Raw genomic sequence first — 15,521 nt, forward strand, 5'->3', positions numbered from 1 at the left:
CGGTCAGACCTCTTCGAGTGTGGCGAGGTAACGCTCGGCGTCGAGCGCCGCCGCGCAACCGCTGCCGGCAGCGGTGATCGCCTGCTGGTAGGTGTGGTCGACCAGGTCACCGGCGGCGAACACGCCCGGCACGCTGGTCCGGGTGCTCGGCGAGTCGACCAGCACGTAGCCGTTCTCGTCGAGCTCCACCTGGCTGCGGAACATTTCGCTCCGCGGGTCGTGACCGATCGCGACGAAGACCCCGGTGACGTCGAGGGTCCGGGACTCGCCGGTGTGCGTGTTGCGCAGCCGGATTCCGGAGACCTTACCGTCGGCGCCGAGAATCTCCTCGACGACACTGTTCCACTCGACCCGGATCTTGTCGTTGCCGAGCGCGCGGGCCGCCATGATCTGGCTGGCCCGGAACTCGTCGCGGCGGTGCACGATGGTCACCGATTCGGCGAACCGGGTGAGGAAGGTGGCCTCCTCCATCGCCGAGTCGCCACCGCCGACCACCACGACGTGCTGCCCCCGGAAGAAGAAGCCGTCACAGGTCGCGCAGGAGGACACCCCATGGCCGAGGAACTCCTGCTCACCGGGGACGTTCAAGGGACGCCACGCGGAGCCGGTGGCCAGGATGACCGCCTTGGCCCGGTAGCCGGTTTCGCCCACGTACACCGTGCTGGCCTCGGTGGTGCCCGGGGTGCCCGTGTCGACCAACTCGACCCGCGTCACGTCGTCGGTGACGAACTCGGCACCGAAGCGCTCGGCCTGCTTACGGATCGAGTCCATCAGCTCCGGACCCATGATGCCGTCGGGGAATCCCGGGAAGTTCTCCACCTCGGTAGTGGTCATCAGCGCCCCGCCGGACTGCACCCCCTCGATGACGAGTGGGCGCAGGTTGGCGCGTGCGGCGTACACCGCAGCGGTGTAACCGGCCGGTCCCGAGCCGATGATGATCAGGTTGCGGACCTCGTCCACTGCCGACTCCCAAAGTCTGATTTCTGCGCAACGGTGACCGTTGACGACAACGCCACGGAGCCGGGGGGTAATCCCGCTCCGCTACCGCGTGTCCCACGTCACGCGGCCGGCAGGGTCACCCTACCTGTGCCGAGTACCTGGTGTCCGCGCCGGCCGCAGGCGTACCGCAGCCGGTGCCGCTCACCCAGATCCAGCTGGCACCGAAGCTGTCACTGAACGAGAGGACCAGCGCCGGTTCACCCTCGAACGCCGCGAAGTCCACCAGGTCGACGCCGAGGACGCCGTTGCCGTGCTCGGCGGTCACCGCGGCCACGCAGTCGGCCAACGCGGCCGGGCCGGCCAGTCTGGCCAGCGCCGTCGAGGAAGGCGACTCCTGCAGTACGGTGTCCTCGCCGGTTCCCGGTTGCCCCCCGTCGCCGCCCGTCCGTCCCACGGCCTCGAACATCGGCACGATGGTCGCCCGCTGGTAGTCGGTGCCGCTGGCCAGTAGCCGTGGTGCGGAGGCGTCCATCATCGTGCCCGGCTGGCCCTCCTGCCGGGTCTCGGCGCTCTGGCTTTCGGCGCTGCCGGCATCGTCCGACGGGCTGCCCGCCGCGGTGCTCGCGTCGTCGGCGGACCCGGCACCGAGCAGTTGGCCGACCCCGAGGCCGGCGAACGCCACGGCTGCCGCCGCGACGGTGATCGGAGCGGCGTACCGCTGCCAGCGGCGGCGACGATCCCGCCGCGCCCGGGCCGCCGCAAGCGGCACCGATGCCGCGACGGTGGCCGGCTCCGGGCTGATCGCCGGCTCCGGGGCCGGCTGCGGTAGCGGCTCGGCGGCCAGGGCGGCGTGCACCCGGTCGGCGACGTCGGGTGGGATCGGCTCGACGACGCTGCCCCACTCGGCGAGCATCGTCTGCACCAGCTGGGTGGCCTCGACCAGCTCGTCGTGGGCCGCCCGCCAGGACGGCCGCTCCGCGATCAGTCGGGCCACGGCGACCTCGTCCGGGGTGCCGTCGAGCGCCCCACCGACATAGTCGGCGAGCAGCTCTCGATCGACCTCCTGGAACCGGTCGGCAGTCACCGTTCCTCCTTGCCACCGTCGCCACGTGCGGACCCTGATGGGACGTCGTCGAGCCGCTGCGGGTTCCGTGGGGTGAGCGACGACACCTGGGCGCGTGGTGGTGCCACCTGCGCATTCGCCCGCTGTGGTCGCAGATGCCCGAGAAGACCGGCCAGCCGGGCCCGTCCCCGGGCGCAGCGGCTCTTCACCGTGCCCTCGGCGACGCCGAGCATCACCGCCGCGTCGGCGACCGGGTAGCCCTGCACGTCGACCAGGATCAGCGCGGCCCGCTGTTCCGCCGGCAGCTCGGCCAGTGCCTGGCGGACGACCAGCGCGGTGTCGTGATCGACCGGGGGTGCCGCCGGCTCGGTGCCGCGTACGCCGTCGTCGTCCCGGCCACCGTCGGGTAGCGGCACGGTGGGGTGGGACTTGCGGCGGCGCACGCGGTCCAGGCACGCGTTGACCACGATGCGGTGCAGCCAGGTGGTGACCGCCGCGTCGCCCCGGAACCGGGCAGCCGCGCGGTGCGCCGACAGCAGCGCGTCCTGCAGCGCGTCGGCGGCCTCCTCCCGGTCGCTGAGCGTACGCAGGGCAACCGCCCAGAGCCGGTCCTGGTGCCGCCGTACCAACTCGGCGAACGCCTCCGGGTCGCCGTCGACGTGTGCCCGGAGCAGTTCCTCGTCGCCGAGGTCGGCCCGGCGTCCGGTCATGGCCCCTCGACCGTGATCTCCTGAACGCCGATCTGGTACTTGTCGTTGCCGATCGGAGGCAGTTTGGTGATCCATACCAGGAGGTACTGGTAGGTCTCGTCGGGCGAGAATCCGCTGAAGGTGAGGGTTGCGCCGTCGGCGTTCTCGAATCGGGCACCGATCCGGTCGGTGAACGTCTCGAGGATCTCGTCGTCGCCTTCCCGGGTCGCTCCCGGATCGTTCGGACCGGCCAGCAGCTCGGCGGTGGCACCGGATGCGGACAGCTCGACCTTCACGCTGGTCACCGCCCGTGGCTCCTGCAGGTCGATCAGCACCCCCATGCCCCGCTTCAGGTTGCCGAAGTTGGGGTTGCGCTCGTAGGCGTCGGTCTCCCAGCCGGTGCTGGTGTCGCCGTCGACGGCGGCCTGCGCCCCGTCGAGCTCGTCACGGGCACCGTCGGCGTCGACGATACGGACCTGGTCGCCGGCGAGGGCGATCGGCTGTGGCTGGGCCGGGGCACTGGTCTCGGTGGGGCCCGGGGTCGAGGTCACCTGGGTCTGCGGCAGTGTCGACTGACCGTCCTCGCCGTCACCGTCGTTGCCGAGCGCACTGATCCCGAAATACAGCCCGGTCACCGCGATGACCAGCAGGCCGGCGACACCGGCGGCGATCTTGCGGCGGGCCGCCAGTGGGGTGCCGGTCGGTTCGTCGTCGTCGGCCGCCGAGAACCGTAGCGGCCCGACGCTGTCGAGGTAGTGCTCCTCGGTGCTGGCGTCGAGCCGACCCAGCTCGGCGGCGAGTACCTCGGAGGTGGGCAGCGCGAGCCGTGGGTCGAGCAGGTCCATGGTCAGGTCGTCGAGGTACGCCGGCACACCGGAGCGCACCTGGCGGGGAGCGGCGACTGCCCCGGTCGCGTCCCGGACCGCGTCCGGCAGCGCGGTGCTGCCTGCCTCGTGCTGCGGCCAGTGGCCGGTCATCGCGAAGTAGAGCACTCCGCCGATCGCCCGGATGTCGGTTTCGTAGGTGTCGGAGCTGTCGGCCCTGGCGTCGGCCAGCACCACCCGGCCGTCGTGGCCGATCATCACCGTGCCGGGGTGGATGTTGCCGTGCACCATGCCGGTGGCGTGCACCGCCGCGATGGCGGAGGCGACCGAGTGGGCGATCATGGTGGCCCGGGCCGCGTCCAACGGACCGGCGGCGGCGATCACCTCGCGCAGGGAATCGCCCTCCACCCACTCGCGGACCACGTAGGCCCGCTGCCCCTCGTCGATGGCATCGTAGACGCCGACCAGGTTGGAGTGGATGACCCGACTGGCCCGGACCGCGGCCTGCAGCATCTCCATGGCGGAATCGCCACCGGGGTAGCGCAGCACCACCGCGACCGGACGGCGCAGCACCACGTCGACCCCACGCCAGACCTGCCGACCCGCACTGTCGTTGTTGACGTGCTGAGCCAGCTGGTATCGCTCGGCGAGGATCTCGCCGGCGGAGGGCGCATCGAAGGCCATCATCGGCGGACTGGCCTCGTCCGCCTCCTGGCCTTCGCCGACCTGGGTCACCCGTCCTCCCTGTGGATCGTCTCGGTCGAACCCTGGTGCTGGTCGTCCGGTGTTATCTGCCGGTTGTCCGATTGTCCTGCTGGTCGCACCTGCCGTGCTGGTCGTCGTGCTTCCGGCACCGGCCGGCCCCGCAGCGGTGGAACGTCACCGGTCACGACCCGGTGTCGCACGTATCCGTCCAGAACGACCTTACCTGCGTTGCGGCAACACCAACATCTCAGCTTCCCGCAGCTCTTGCAATGCCGACCGGGGGTCGACCTGCCGTCTGGCGGACCCGCGCCGACCGGACCCGGTCAACGCCACCCTGCCCGTACGGCCGGACGCATAACCTCCATCGCAAATATACGTTGTACCGCCCGGGTGCCGCTCCCAGCCCGCCGCGACAGCCCACCCGACCGCCCCACCGCGACCGGGCCACCGACACTCCGACACCGCCCGTAACGAGGATCCTGGTTCTGAGTTATCCACAGGCGCTGACCTGGTGTCGAGCGTGTCCAACCCGGTTATCCACAGGTTGGTCCACAGGCTGATCTCGACGGTCAGCGGCCGAGGCGACGGCGCACCATCGCCAGCACGTCGACGATCTCGCGGATCCGCAGGACCACCGCCAACCCGAGGTAGACCAGCCCGACGGCGGCACCGCCGCCGACGAGTTGCAGGATCGCCAACGGCTGGCTCGGCGTGTCACCACCCGGCAGCAGCGTGACGACAAGCCACCCGGCCAGGGCGGCACCGCTGGCCGCCAGCGCCACCTTGCCGAAGGTGACCATGATTCCGCCGAACCCGATCCGACCGACCCGGCGACGCAGCAACCAGGCCGACAGCACCGCCGCCGCCAGGTACGAGACCCCGTTGCCGATCATCAGGCCGGCCGCCGCGAACTGCACCGACAGGGCGACGAACAGCCCGATCTGGACGAGAATCCGCAGCGCCACCACCGGGATGTTGATCAACGCCGGGGTGCGGGTGTCCGGCAGGGCGTAGAAGCCGAAGGTGAACAACTGACTGACCGCGAACGGCACCAGAGCGACCGCCGCCGCCAGCAGCACCACGGCGGTGGCGTCGGCGGCTTCGGTGTCGAACGCGCCGTACCGGAACAAGGAGAAGGAAACCGGGGTGGCCAGCACCGCGTAGCAGACGGCGATCGGCGCGAGTACCGCCGTCACCGTCCGGGTGCCGCGCGCCAGGTCGACGGCCATGTCCGCGTAGCGGCCGTCGGCAGCGGCCGAGCTCATCCGCGGCATCAGCGCGGTGATCACCGAGACGGCGACGATGCCGTGCGCCATCATCAGCAGCAGGAACACGTTGTTGTAGATCAGCGGGCCGGCTTCGTCCTCGTCGCCCGCCCGGTTCAGCAGGTTGAACACCACCACCAGGCCGAGCTGGCTGACCGCCACGTAGCAAAACATCCAGACCCCGAGCCGACCCAGTTCGGCGAGGCCCAATTGGCGGAAGTCGAACCGCCAGCGCCACCGGAAACCGACCTTGCGCAGCGCCGGGACCAGGCCGGCGGCCTGCACCACCACGCCGAGCAGGGTGCCGCCGCCGAGCAGCACGATCCGGCCGGGGGTCATCTCGTCCGGTTCGATGATCCGGGCACCGAAGATCGCGATGTACGTGCCCAGGGTGGCGATCACCACCAGGTTGTTGAGGATCGGTGCCCACATCGGCGCCGCGAAGTGCCCCCGGGTGTTCAACAACGCACTGACCAGCGCCGACAACCCGGTGAAGAAGATCATCGGCAGCATCAGGTACGACAGCAGAGTGACCAGGTCACGGAACTCCTCCGTGGTGCGGTCACTGGAGTAGAGCAGCGTCAGCAGCGGTGCCGCCGCCATCGCGACCAGGGTGGCGACGGCCAGCGCCAGCACCGCCAGCGACAGCAGCCGCTGCGCGTACGCCTGACCCCGGTCCGGGTCCGACTTGCGTCGCCGCACCAGCACCGGCACCAGGACGCTGGTCAGGATTCCGCCGAGCAGGAACTCGTAGACCATGCCGGGGAAGATCTGCGCCGTGGTGTAGGCGTTACCGACCAGCGATCCGCCGAGCGCCGCCGCCAGCACCAGCGTCCGCAGAAAGCCGGTGCCCCGGCTGACCAGGCTGCCCAGCGCCATGACCGCGCTGTTGGTGGCGGCGCTGCCGCCCTCCTGCGGCTCCTGCACCGCCGGGTCCGGCATGGCCGCCGGCGGCTCGGACGGTGGCGCGGTCGACTCCACTACCGGCTGGCCGCCCGGTCCAACGGAGATCAGCGTGGCGCCGTCCGGCTCCGGGCCGCCCCGACCGGGGTCGGCGTTCGTGCTCCGGTACAACCCGCTACTCATCGGACCTCCACCCCGCCGGTACGCCGGAACCGCCGCGCCGGACGCAGGCTCGAGCCTATCGGCCGTCGTCGTCGGCCGGGACGATGCCCGACAGTGCGTCAACCACCCAGGCGGCCTCGGCCGGCACCACCGGCTCGGTCAGCGCGTCCAGCAGCGTCGGATGGTCGCAGCCGGCCTCGGCCAGCGTCCGACCGAGTACCGGCACCACCGCCAGGTCGCCGGTGTCGCGGGCCCGCCGGGCCAGTTCGGCCACGGCCGGCGTACGCCGCCACGGCGTGTCGAGCAGCCGGCGGTGCCGGGCCGCCGCGCGGCGTACCAACTCGGTGATCTCGTCGAACGGGAAGGACTCCGCACCGAGGACGCGGGCCGGTGCGCCAGGGCCGTCCGGCTGCCCGGCGGCCACCCACCCCCAGCCGACGGCGTACCGCCAGTGTGTCCGGGCGCCGTGGTCGAGATGGTCACGTACCTGCCGGGCCACCGACTCGTCGTCGAGGATCCGAGGGTCGACCGTGGCCGGTGCCGGCCACCAGGACGGGTCGGCGAACAGCTCCAGCGGCGGCTGCACCGGACCCGCCGTCGTCGCCGACGCGTCGGCGACGCCCGGCTCGCCCGCCGGGCCGTCGCCAGAGGTCGCCGGGCCATCAGGTGTTGCCGGGTCTTCGGTTCCCGACGGCTCGTCGCGGCGCAGTGCGCGCAGCGCGGTGGCCAGCATGGTGGCTGCCCGGTCCGCCGCCGGCGGGTCACCGGCCGGTGGTGCGTACCGGTGCAGCAGCGCCACCAGCAGACCGGGATGCGGCCACGCCGGATCGTCCAGGGCGAGCAACCGGCCGATCAGGTCCAGCTCCGCCCAGCGCAGCACCGCCGCGTACGGCCGGCCCGGATCCAGCCGGGCCAGCGGCAGCGGTTCGGACGCCCCCGGTTGGCGCAGGCCGAGCAGGCATTCGCCGTACCCGAGATCGATCTCCAGCACCAGGCCGTAGCCGTCGGCGACCGGCAGCACCACCCGGGTCTGCGCGTGGTGGGCCGGTGCGGGTCCGGCCACCGGCGGCAGGTACGCCGCCCAGAAGGTCGGATCGGTGGTCAGGCTGGCCAACGGTTCGGGAATCGGCACGGTGACTCATCCTGCCCGGCGGGGGCGGCGACGGCCACAGCGGCTACTCTGGCGATCCCATGTCCGAAACCTCCGCGCCTCGCGCCACCGATGCCCGCGCCACCGATCGTCGGGCCCCTGACGCTCGTGCCACCGTCGGGTCCGACCGCACCGCGGCGACCCCGGGCGATCTGACCGCCGTGCAACGCAACGCCGTCACCGAACTGCTCCGGGTCTCCCCGGTCGCCGACGAACTCGGCAACCGGTTCGCCGCCGCCGGCCACGAGCTGCACCTGGTCGGCGGCTCGGTCCGCGACGCGCTGCTCGGCCGACTCGGCAGCGACCTGGACTTCTGCACCGACGCGCACCCGGACCAGACCCTGGGGGTGCTCAAGGGCTGGGCGGAGGCGATCTGGGAGACCGGCCGTGAGTTCGGCACCATCGGTGCCCGGCGGGGTGGGATGACCCTGGAGATCACCACCTACCGGGCGGAGGCCTACGACGGGGTGACCCGCAACCCGGTGGTCGCCTACGGCACCAGTCTCGCCGACGACCTGCGGCGGCGCGACTTCACCATCAACGCGATGGCGGTCAGCCTGCCCGAGCACCGGTTCACCGACCCGTACGGCGGGGTCAGCGATCTGGCCGCGAAGATCATCCGTACCCCGGGGACGCCGCAGGACTCGTTCGGCGACGACCCGCTGCGGATGCTACGGGCCGCCCGGTTCGCCGCGCAGCTGAGGTTCGCCGTGCATCCGGACGTCCGCGCGGCGATGGCCGCCATGGCGGCCGACCTGGACCGGATCACCGCCGAGCGGATCCGGGACGAGTTCAGCAAGCTGCTGTGCGGCGCCGACCCGGTCGCCGGGTTGCGGCTGCTGGTCGACTCCGGGCTGGCCGACCGGTTCCTGCCGGAGCTGTCCGGGCTGCGGCTGGAGATCGACGAGCACGCCCAGCACAAGGACGTGTACGAACACACGCTGACCGTGGTGAGCAACGCCGTCCGGCTGGAGAGCGACGGCTGCGACTTCGTGCTGCGGATGGCGGCGCTGATGCACGACGTCGGCAAGCCGGCGACCAAGGCGGTCGGGTCGGACGGCCGGGTCAGCTTCCACCACCACGAGGTGGTCGGTGCCCGGATGACCCGGCACCGGATGAAGGCGCTGCGCTACCCCAAGGAGGTCACCACCCAGGTGGCCAAGCTGGTCGGCCTGCACCTGCGGTTCTACGGGTACGGCCGGGGCGAGTGGACCGACTCGGCGGTCCGCCGCTACGTCACCGACGCCGAGGATCTGCTGCCCCGACTGCACAAACTGACCCGGTCCGACTGCACCACCCGCAACCGGCGCAAGGCCGCCGCGCTGGCCGCCGACTACGACGCGCTGGAGGAGCGGATCGCCCGGATCCAGGCCGAGGAGGATCTGGCCCGGGTCCGCCCCGACCTGGACGGCAACGCGATCATGGAGCTGCTCGGCGTACCGCCGGGACCGGTCGTCGGTCGGGCCTGGCGGCACCTCAAGGAGACCCGGCTGGAGCGCGGGCCGCTGGACCGCGACGAGGCCGAGGCGGAGCTGCTGCGGTGGGCACGGGCCGAAGGGATCCTGCCCGACGCCGGTTAGCCACCCGTCACGCCCGGACCGGTGGTTACCGGGCGTTGTGCCGCTCGACTACCGTCGCAGGACGGACGGGTGCGGCGATCTTGCTGGCGGTCGCGCGCCACCGACAGCTGATCAACCGGGAGGGCCCAGATGCAGCCGTGTGCGGTCTGCGGCGGTGCGTCCGTCAACCAGGCCGGCTACTGCCTCCAGTGCGGTACGTACCGCGGTGTTCCGTCCAGCCAGGCCGGCTACCCCGGACACCCGCCGCAGCAGCCACCGGCACCGGTCTACCCGGGCAGCGGCGCGCCGAGCTATCCGGGCTACCCGATGGCGCCGCAGCCGCCCGACCGCGGCCGGTCCTACCTGGTCCCGCTGGTGGCCCTCGGCGCGACGTTCGTCGTACTGGTGGCGGCGATCGGCGTGCTGATCGCGGTCCGCGGTACTGACGACGGCAACCGGGTCACGGCCGATCCGAGTGCCTCTCCGACCCCCAGCGACCTTCCGACCCCGAGGGAAGCCTCGCCGCCGCTGGTGGACCCATGCGTGGTCGGCAGCTGGCAGGTGGACTCGTACGAGGAGGACATCGCGCTGGACGAGCCGTTCGGCAGGACCACGTTCACCGGCGTCGGCCCCGGTGCCCGGGTCGAGCTGCGCGAGGACGGATCGGGCACCACCGACTACGGCGACGGCACCACCTTCGAAGGATTCGTAGCCGGGACCGTCGTCACCCTCACCATCAGCGGACGGGTCACCTACCGCTTCCGTGCCCTGGAGGGCACGGTCTCCTTCAGCGACGTCGACGCGGACGGCACGGTCACGTTGAGCGCCCCGGGTGTCGACTCGGAGAGCCAGGCCCTGATCGTCGAGTTCGACCCGGCCAGCTACCAGTGCGACGGCGACACCATGACACAGCGCACGACGCTCCACACCGCAGAGATGTCCAAGCGCTGAGAGTCAGGTGACAAGTCCACTCAGCAGTTCGCCGTCCGGTACCGCCGCGCCGGCCGGGTCCCGTAGTAGCGCTCGCAGTGGATGTCCTGAACCCACGGGTCGGAAGCGAGCGACATCAGCTGTGACCGCAGCTCGTGGTCGCTGTCCACGATGATGCTCTCGACGTAGTCCTCGCGGAGGAGCCGTCGTGGGCCCCAGGTGACCTGGAGCCGCCACCGTCGGCCCAATTTAAGGTCAAGCGTCCTGGTCTGGGACATTAGTGTTCCTTTCTCGTAAGATTGGTGATGCCGTCGTCAGATGGCGGGCGTCGAGGGCGGCCAGCCTGGTCAGCCGGGGCGCCGGCCGGATCGAGTGCGGGGATGCGGCGTCGGTGTCAGGAGACGCAGCCCGACGAAGAAGACGCAGACACCGGCCAGAGCCGTCGCTGCCAGGGTCAGCCACCAGTACGGCACGGACGCCGCACGGCAGACCGCAGCCACCACGACCGTGGTGAGCAGAGTCGACGCGCAGACAATCGCCAGGTTGATCGTTTGGTGGAGTTGTCCCTTGACCTCGACGGCGCCGCGCAGGGTCAGCAAGCGGTTGCGGACGCTGACCGTCATCTTGTCGGGCTGTATCGGGACCTGTTCAGCCTTGGCGCTGGGCTCCTCGTGTGCGAGGTCGATCTCCCGGGTGTCCCGCTGGGCTCCGTCTGCCATCCGTACTTCTCGCATCCTCGTAGCAGAGTGAACTGAACGTGATCGGTCTTCGTGTAGCAGTCTATGCAACTGAGAGTGCCTCATAGTGTGTGAGACACGCTGACGATACACGCATGAAGCACGTATCTGGCTGCCATAACTCGTCGGATCTAGGGGTGACTGATGTGTCACTCAATGTGATTGGACTCTGGGTTGGCCGTCGAATCGATCCCTGATGACCGGTCGCGGAGCGCATTCATCCGCTTCGGGTGAAGCCGAGGGCACACCTGTCGTGGTCGAGGGCTGTGGGATGTGAAACTTGAGATTGATTCGCAACTCAGGAAGCGCTAGCTTGACCGGACCAAGATCTAGCAGGTTGGTGGATGTCAGATCGTATGTCTGAGGTACATCACTCATACGCAAGAGGGGCACATATTCGATGCAGATGTGGCATCATCTACAACGTACGCCCGTTCGGTTACCCTGAGTGGCGGCGTGCGTGGGGCCAATGGTCCTGATTGTCGGGACGACGTCCGTGACCAGCTCGTCACGCAAAGGAGACAGGCAGTCATGAGTCCACTACCAAATGCTCCTGACGGAGTGCGATCGGCCGCATCGGGTCGGCCCTCGAACGGTTCGACCGAACACACCGGTACCGGGGGCCGCCGCGAGGAGTCCTCCACAGCCGGGACTGCGGCTGTCGGAGCGCTGACCCGCGTGACGGCGAACTTCACTCCGAGGGCGATCTCGGCCTTGGAGAAGATCGCCGGTGAGACCGGCGATTCCAAGACCGACATCCTCAACCGGTCCGTGCTGCTCTACGACGCGATCCTCGATGCGGTCGAACGTGAGGGCGGTGCCCTGCACGTTACCTACCCGGACGGCACCCGCGAGCGGTTACGGTTCATCGGCTGACGAGATCCAGCCGAGCCCAGGTCTGCCAGGCCGGTCGCGCTGCGTCCCAGGTGACGCCGGCGGGGATCGGTCGGGCCTCGAGCTGTCGTCCAGCTGCCGGTCCGATGGGACAATCGGCGGGTGCAGGTGCTCGTCCGCTCGGTGCCGACCCCCGCCGACCTGGCCGCGATTCGGCAGCTCGACACATCGTTCGTCGCCACCTCGATGTACCACGTCGTGGCCGGTACCGACGGTTTCACGCTGCGGGAGGTGCCGGTGTCGCCGCCGGTGCGCAAACGGTACGACCTGACCGAAGGAGTCACCGAGGGCGGTCGGCCGTGGGACCTGTACGCGCTCGCGATCGACGGCGACCAGCCGGTCGGCTTCATGGCGACCACCTACCAGCGGTGGAACGGGCGGCAGGTGGTCAATGAGCTGCACGTGGCCCCGGCGTACCGTCGGCGCGGGGTGGCCCGGGAGCTGATCGGCATCGCCCGGGTCACCGCCCGGGAGAACGCCGCCCGGGAGATCTGGTTGGAGACCCAGAACGTCAACGTCGCGGCGGTACGCGCGTACCGCCGGCTCGGCTTCACCCTGAGCGGTATCGACACCACCCGCTACCCGCCGCCGTACGCCGACGAGGTGGCCCTGTTCATGTCGGCCGCGGTGCCGCCCGCACCCGGTGACCCGGCCAGTCAGCCGACCGGCGGACAATCGGCGGATGCGATGGGCGGTGCTGGACTCACCGATCGGTGAGCTGTCGGTGGCGGTTGACGACGTCGGCGTGTGCCGGGTGCTGTTCGGGCGTACCGACGAGGTGGTCGACACCGCGCCGACGGACCCGGTGCTGTGCGCGGCGCTCGACCAACTGCGCGGCTACTTCGCCGGTGCGTCCACCGGTTTCACGGTGCCGCTGTCGGTGCGGCGGGGCACGGAGTTCGAGCGGGCCGTGTGGCGGCGGATGACCGACATCCCGTACGGACAGACCGAAACCTACGGTGCGGTCGCTGCGGCGGTGGGCGACCCGCAGGCGGCGCGGGCGGTCGGAGTGGCCTGCAACCGCAACCCGATCCCGGTGATCGTGCCCTGCCACCGGATCGTCGGGGCCGGCGGCAAGCTGGTCGGCTTCGGCGGCGGGCTGCCCCGCAAACGGCACCTGCTGGAGCTGGAGGCGGCGGTGGCGCTGCGGCAGGCATGGACCTGAACGCGGCGCGGGCGGCCCCGCTACAGCAGCGGGACCGCCCGGCGACGCGAGGTGCCGATCGGCCGGCGAACGGCCGGGATCAGCGCTCGATCTTGTTGACGATGAAGTCCTCGACCGCCTGGCGGGCGTCGTGGTCGGCGTACTGCTCCGGCGGCGACTTCATGAAGTAGGACGAGGCCGACAGGACCGGGCCGCCGACGCCCCGGTCGAGGGCGATCTTCGCCGCGCGCAGCGCGTCGATGATCACGCCGGCGGAGTTGGGTGAGTCCCAGACCTCAAGCTTGAGTTCGGCGTTCAGCGGGGTGTCACCGAACGAGCGGCCCTCCAGCCGGATGTACGCCCACTTGCGGTCGTCGAGCCACGGCACGTGGTCGGACGGGCCGATGTGCACGTCGCTCTTGGCCATTTCGTGCGGCACCTGGGAGGTCACCGACTGGGTCTTCGAGATCTTCTTGGAGACCAGCCGGGTGCGCTCCAGCATGTTCATGAAGTCCATGTTGCCGCCGAAGTTCAGCTGGTACGTGCGCAGCAGCTCGACGCCCCGGTCCTCGAACAGCTTGGCCAGGGCCCGGTGCACGATGGTTGCGCCGACCTGGCTCTTGATGTCGTCGCCGACGATCGGCAGCCCGGCGTCGGTGAACTTCTGCGCCCAGACCGGGTCCGAGGCGATGAACACCGGCAGGGCGTTGACGAAGGCGCAACCGGCGTCGATGGCGGCCTGCGCGTAGTGCCGGGCGGCCTGCTCGGAGCCGACCGGCAGGTAGCAGACGACCACCTCGGCGCGCGCGTCGCGCAGCGCCTGGGCGATGTCGACCGGCTGCTGGTCGGATTCCTGGATGACCTCCTGGTAGTACTCGCCTACCCCGTCGAGGGTGGGGCCACGCTGCACCAGCACCCCGGTGGGCGGTACGTCGCAGAAGGTGATGGTGTTGTTCTCGCTGGCGTTGATCGCCTCGGCGAGGTCCATGCCGACCTTCTTGGCGTCCACGTCGAACGCCGCGACGAACTCCACGTCCGATACGTGGTAGTCGCCGAAGGTGACGTGCATGAGACCCGGAACGCGGTCGTTGGGGTCGGCGTTGCGGTAGTACTCCACGCCCTGGACCAGGGACGAGGCGCAGTTTCCGACACCGACGATGGCGACGCGGACGGAGCCCATCGCGTTTGCCTCCTTCTTGTTCTTCACGGCCGCTCCGGCTCGTCTCCGGGCTGTCCCGGCGGAGCCTCCCTGGTCTGTCCAGGCGGGGGCGGATCGTTCTCTGCGGGTTCGAACTTCATGGGATCGGGGTGGCCGGTGCGTGGGGCCCGGCCGGACCGCTCGCTGGCGATCAGCTCCTCCAGCCACCGGACCTCGCGTTCGCAGGCGTCGAGTCCGTGCCGCTGGAGTTCGAGGGTGTACGCGTCGAGCCGTTCCGCGGCTCGACCGAGCACCTCGCGGAGCCCTTCCCGGCGCTCCTCGATCTTGCGCCGCCGCCCCTCCAGGATTCGCAGCCGGGTGGCCCGGTCGGTCCGGGAGAAGAAGGCGAAGTGCACGCCGAACCCGGTGTCCTCGTAGGTCTCCGGACCGGTCTGGGCGATCAGGTCGGCGAACCGTTCCTTGCCTTCGGCGGTGATGGTGTAGACGACCCGGCCGCGGCGGCTGGTCAGTGCCGGGATCTCCGCGTCGGTGGTCGTGGGGTCGTCGGCTTCGGCGATCAGGCCGTTGGCCTGCAGCCTGCGCAGGGTGGGATACAGCGAGCCGTAGCTGATCGCGGCACGGATCGCCCCGAGCTTGGCGGCGAGTTCCTTACGGAGCTCGTAACCGTGCATAGGGGACTCCTGAAGCAGGCCGAGGATGGCGAGTTCGAGCACGCTGCCCCTCCTACCTCGTGGTCTGCCCGGCTTCGTCGATCCGATGTATCGAGCCGATACATCGACACGGTAGACGGAAACCAGACACCGGGCAAATGGTTCCTTGCGTACGGTCGGCTACTGATCGTGACCGTAGTCGCCAAGGTCAGCGGGGACCGCGTACGCTCGTGGCCATGCGTTCGCAGCGTCAGGTCGTCGACTACTCGCTTCAGCGGCGAGCAGTGCTGCGCGAGGTGTTCGCCGGCCGGGTGAGCAGCCATGAGGTTTGCGATGCCTCGCCATACCTGAAGAGTGCTGCCCGGTACCACGGCGAGTCGACCGACGAGAGCTGCCCGATCTGTCACCGCGAGAACCTGACCCACGTGCACTACATCTATGGCGATGAGCTGAAGCAGTCCGCCGGACAGGCCCGAAACCGGGCCGAGTTGTCGCTGCTGGCGATGACGCTGCGTGAGTTCCAGGTGTACGTCGTCGAGGTGTGTCGCGTCTGTAACTGGAACCACCTGGTGGAGCAGTATCTTCTCGGCCGGGACGGTCTAGGTGCCGCCGGCGGTGACGGCGAGGCTGACGGCGCGATCGCCGTGTCCGGCGGCGGCCGTCCATCGATGACCAAACGAAGGCGAGAGGCCCAACGGTGAACCTGATTGCCCGGTCGCTGCGTAGGCACCAGAGAGTAGGCAGGGCA

General features: G+C 70.2%; 16 protein-coding genes. 6 read left to right on the plus strand and 10 right to left on the minus strand.

The window, feature by feature from the left end; all coding sequences use genetic code 11:
* Nucleotides 1–3: 3 nt before the first annotated feature.
* From trxB to O7543_RS20600, 6 genes are all read right to left on the minus strand, one after another.
* On the minus strand, nt 4–960 hold the full coding sequence (gene trxB, locus O7543_RS20575; protein ID WP_281552340.1) for a thioredoxin-disulfide reductase: 957 nt from the start codon (nt 958–960) through the stop codon (nt 4–6).
* 115 nt (nt 961–1,075) lie between these two features.
* Nucleotides 1,076–2,023, minus strand: a complete 948-nt coding sequence (locus O7543_RS20580) for a hypothetical protein (protein WP_281552339.1) — start codon at nt 2,021–2,023, stop codon at nt 1,076–1,078.
* On the minus strand, nt 2,020–2,712 hold the full coding sequence (sigM, locus tag O7543_RS20585; protein WP_278172900.1) for an RNA polymerase sigma factor SigM: 693 nt from the start codon (nt 2,710–2,712) through the stop codon (nt 2,020–2,022). Before sigM ends, O7543_RS20580 begins: the two co-directional genes overlap by 4 nt.
* On the minus strand, nt 2,709–4,322 hold the full coding sequence (locus O7543_RS20590) for a protein kinase (protein ID WP_281567499.1): 1,614 nt from the start codon (nt 4,320–4,322) through the stop codon (nt 2,709–2,711). Before O7543_RS20590 ends, sigM begins: the two co-directional genes overlap by 4 nt.
* A gap of 467 nt (nt 4,323–4,789) precedes the next feature.
* Nucleotides 4,790–6,571 (minus strand): murein biosynthesis integral membrane protein MurJ, encoded by a 1,782-nt coding sequence (gene murJ, locus O7543_RS20595; protein WP_281552338.1) that lies wholly within the window; start codon nt 6,569–6,571, stop codon nt 4,790–4,792.
* Nucleotides 6,572–6,626: 55 nt separating this feature from the next.
* Nucleotides 6,627–7,682: a hypothetical protein gene (locus tag O7543_RS20600; protein ID WP_281552337.1), complete on the minus strand. Its 1,056-nt coding sequence runs from the start codon at nt 7,680–7,682 to the stop codon at nt 6,627–6,629.
* 59 nt (nt 7,683–7,741) lie between these two features.
* Between O7543_RS20600 and O7543_RS20605 the strand changes: the two genes are divergently transcribed.
* Both O7543_RS20605 and O7543_RS20610 read left to right on the plus strand, forming a co-directional pair.
* Complete coding sequence (locus O7543_RS20605) at nt 7,742–9,280, plus strand: CCA tRNA nucleotidyltransferase (protein ID WP_281552336.1); 1,539 nt, start codon at nt 7,742–7,744, stop codon at nt 9,278–9,280.
* Nucleotides 9,281–9,409: 129 nt separating this feature from the next.
* A complete protein-coding gene (locus O7543_RS20610) occupies nt 9,410–10,210 on the plus strand; it encodes a hypothetical protein (RefSeq protein WP_281552335.1) in 801 nt (266 codons plus the stop codon).
* A 20-nt stretch (nt 10,211–10,230) separates the two neighbouring features.
* On the opposite strand, the gene O7543_RS20615 is transcribed toward O7543_RS20610, so the two are convergent.
* Nucleotides 10,231–10,437: a hypothetical protein gene (locus tag O7543_RS20615; RefSeq protein WP_281552334.1), complete on the minus strand. Its 207-nt coding sequence runs from the start codon at nt 10,435–10,437 to the stop codon at nt 10,231–10,233.
* 99 nt (nt 10,438–10,536) lie between these two features.
* Nucleotides 10,537–10,908, minus strand: coding sequence for a hypothetical protein (locus O7543_RS20620; RefSeq protein ID WP_281552333.1), 372 nt, complete (start codon nt 10,906–10,908; stop codon nt 10,537–10,539).
* Between the two features lie 696 nt (nt 10,909–11,604).
* On the opposite strand from O7543_RS20620, the gene O7543_RS20625 reads away from it, so the two are divergent.
* The 3 genes from O7543_RS20625 to O7543_RS20635 all read left to right on the plus strand — a co-directional run bounded on the left by O7543_RS20625 (nt 11,605) and on the right by O7543_RS20635 (nt 12,985).
* Nucleotides 11,605–11,802, plus strand: coding sequence for a hypothetical protein (locus tag O7543_RS20625; protein ID WP_281552332.1), 198 nt, complete (start codon nt 11,605–11,607; stop codon nt 11,800–11,802).
* A gap of 120 nt (nt 11,803–11,922) precedes the next feature.
* Nucleotides 11,923–12,537, plus strand: a complete 615-nt coding sequence (locus tag O7543_RS20630; RefSeq protein ID WP_281552331.1) for a GNAT family N-acetyltransferase — start codon at nt 11,923–11,925, stop codon at nt 12,535–12,537.
* On the plus strand, nt 12,503–12,985 hold the full coding sequence (locus O7543_RS20635) for a methylated-DNA--[protein]-cysteine S-methyltransferase (protein ID WP_281552330.1): 483 nt from the start codon (nt 12,503–12,505) through the stop codon (nt 12,983–12,985). Before O7543_RS20630 ends, O7543_RS20635 begins: the two co-directional genes overlap by 35 nt.
* A gap of 79 nt (nt 12,986–13,064) precedes the next feature.
* On the opposite strand, the gene O7543_RS20640 is transcribed toward O7543_RS20635, so the two are convergent.
* Together O7543_RS20640 and O7543_RS20645 are read right to left on the minus strand one after the other, a co-directional pair.
* On the minus strand, nt 13,065–14,144 hold the full coding sequence (locus O7543_RS20640) for an inositol-3-phosphate synthase (RefSeq protein ID WP_281555769.1): 1,080 nt from the start codon (nt 14,142–14,144) through the stop codon (nt 13,065–13,067).
* Between the two features lie 23 nt (nt 14,145–14,167).
* A complete protein-coding gene (locus tag O7543_RS20645) occupies nt 14,168–14,836 on the minus strand; it encodes a PadR family transcriptional regulator (protein WP_281552329.1) in 669 nt (222 codons plus the stop codon).
* A 173-nt stretch (nt 14,837–15,009) separates the two neighbouring features.
* Between O7543_RS20645 and O7543_RS20650 the strand changes: the two genes are divergently transcribed.
* Nucleotides 15,010–15,474, plus strand: a complete 465-nt coding sequence (locus tag O7543_RS20650) for a DUF5318 family protein (RefSeq protein WP_281552328.1) — start codon at nt 15,010–15,012, stop codon at nt 15,472–15,474.
* Nucleotides 15,475–15,521: the final 47 nt, after the last annotated feature.

The sequence above is a fragment of the Solwaraspora sp. WMMA2080 genome, from assembly GCF_027497395.1.
GTDB lineage: Bacteria > Actinomycetota > Actinomycetes > Mycobacteriales > Micromonosporaceae > Micromonospora_E.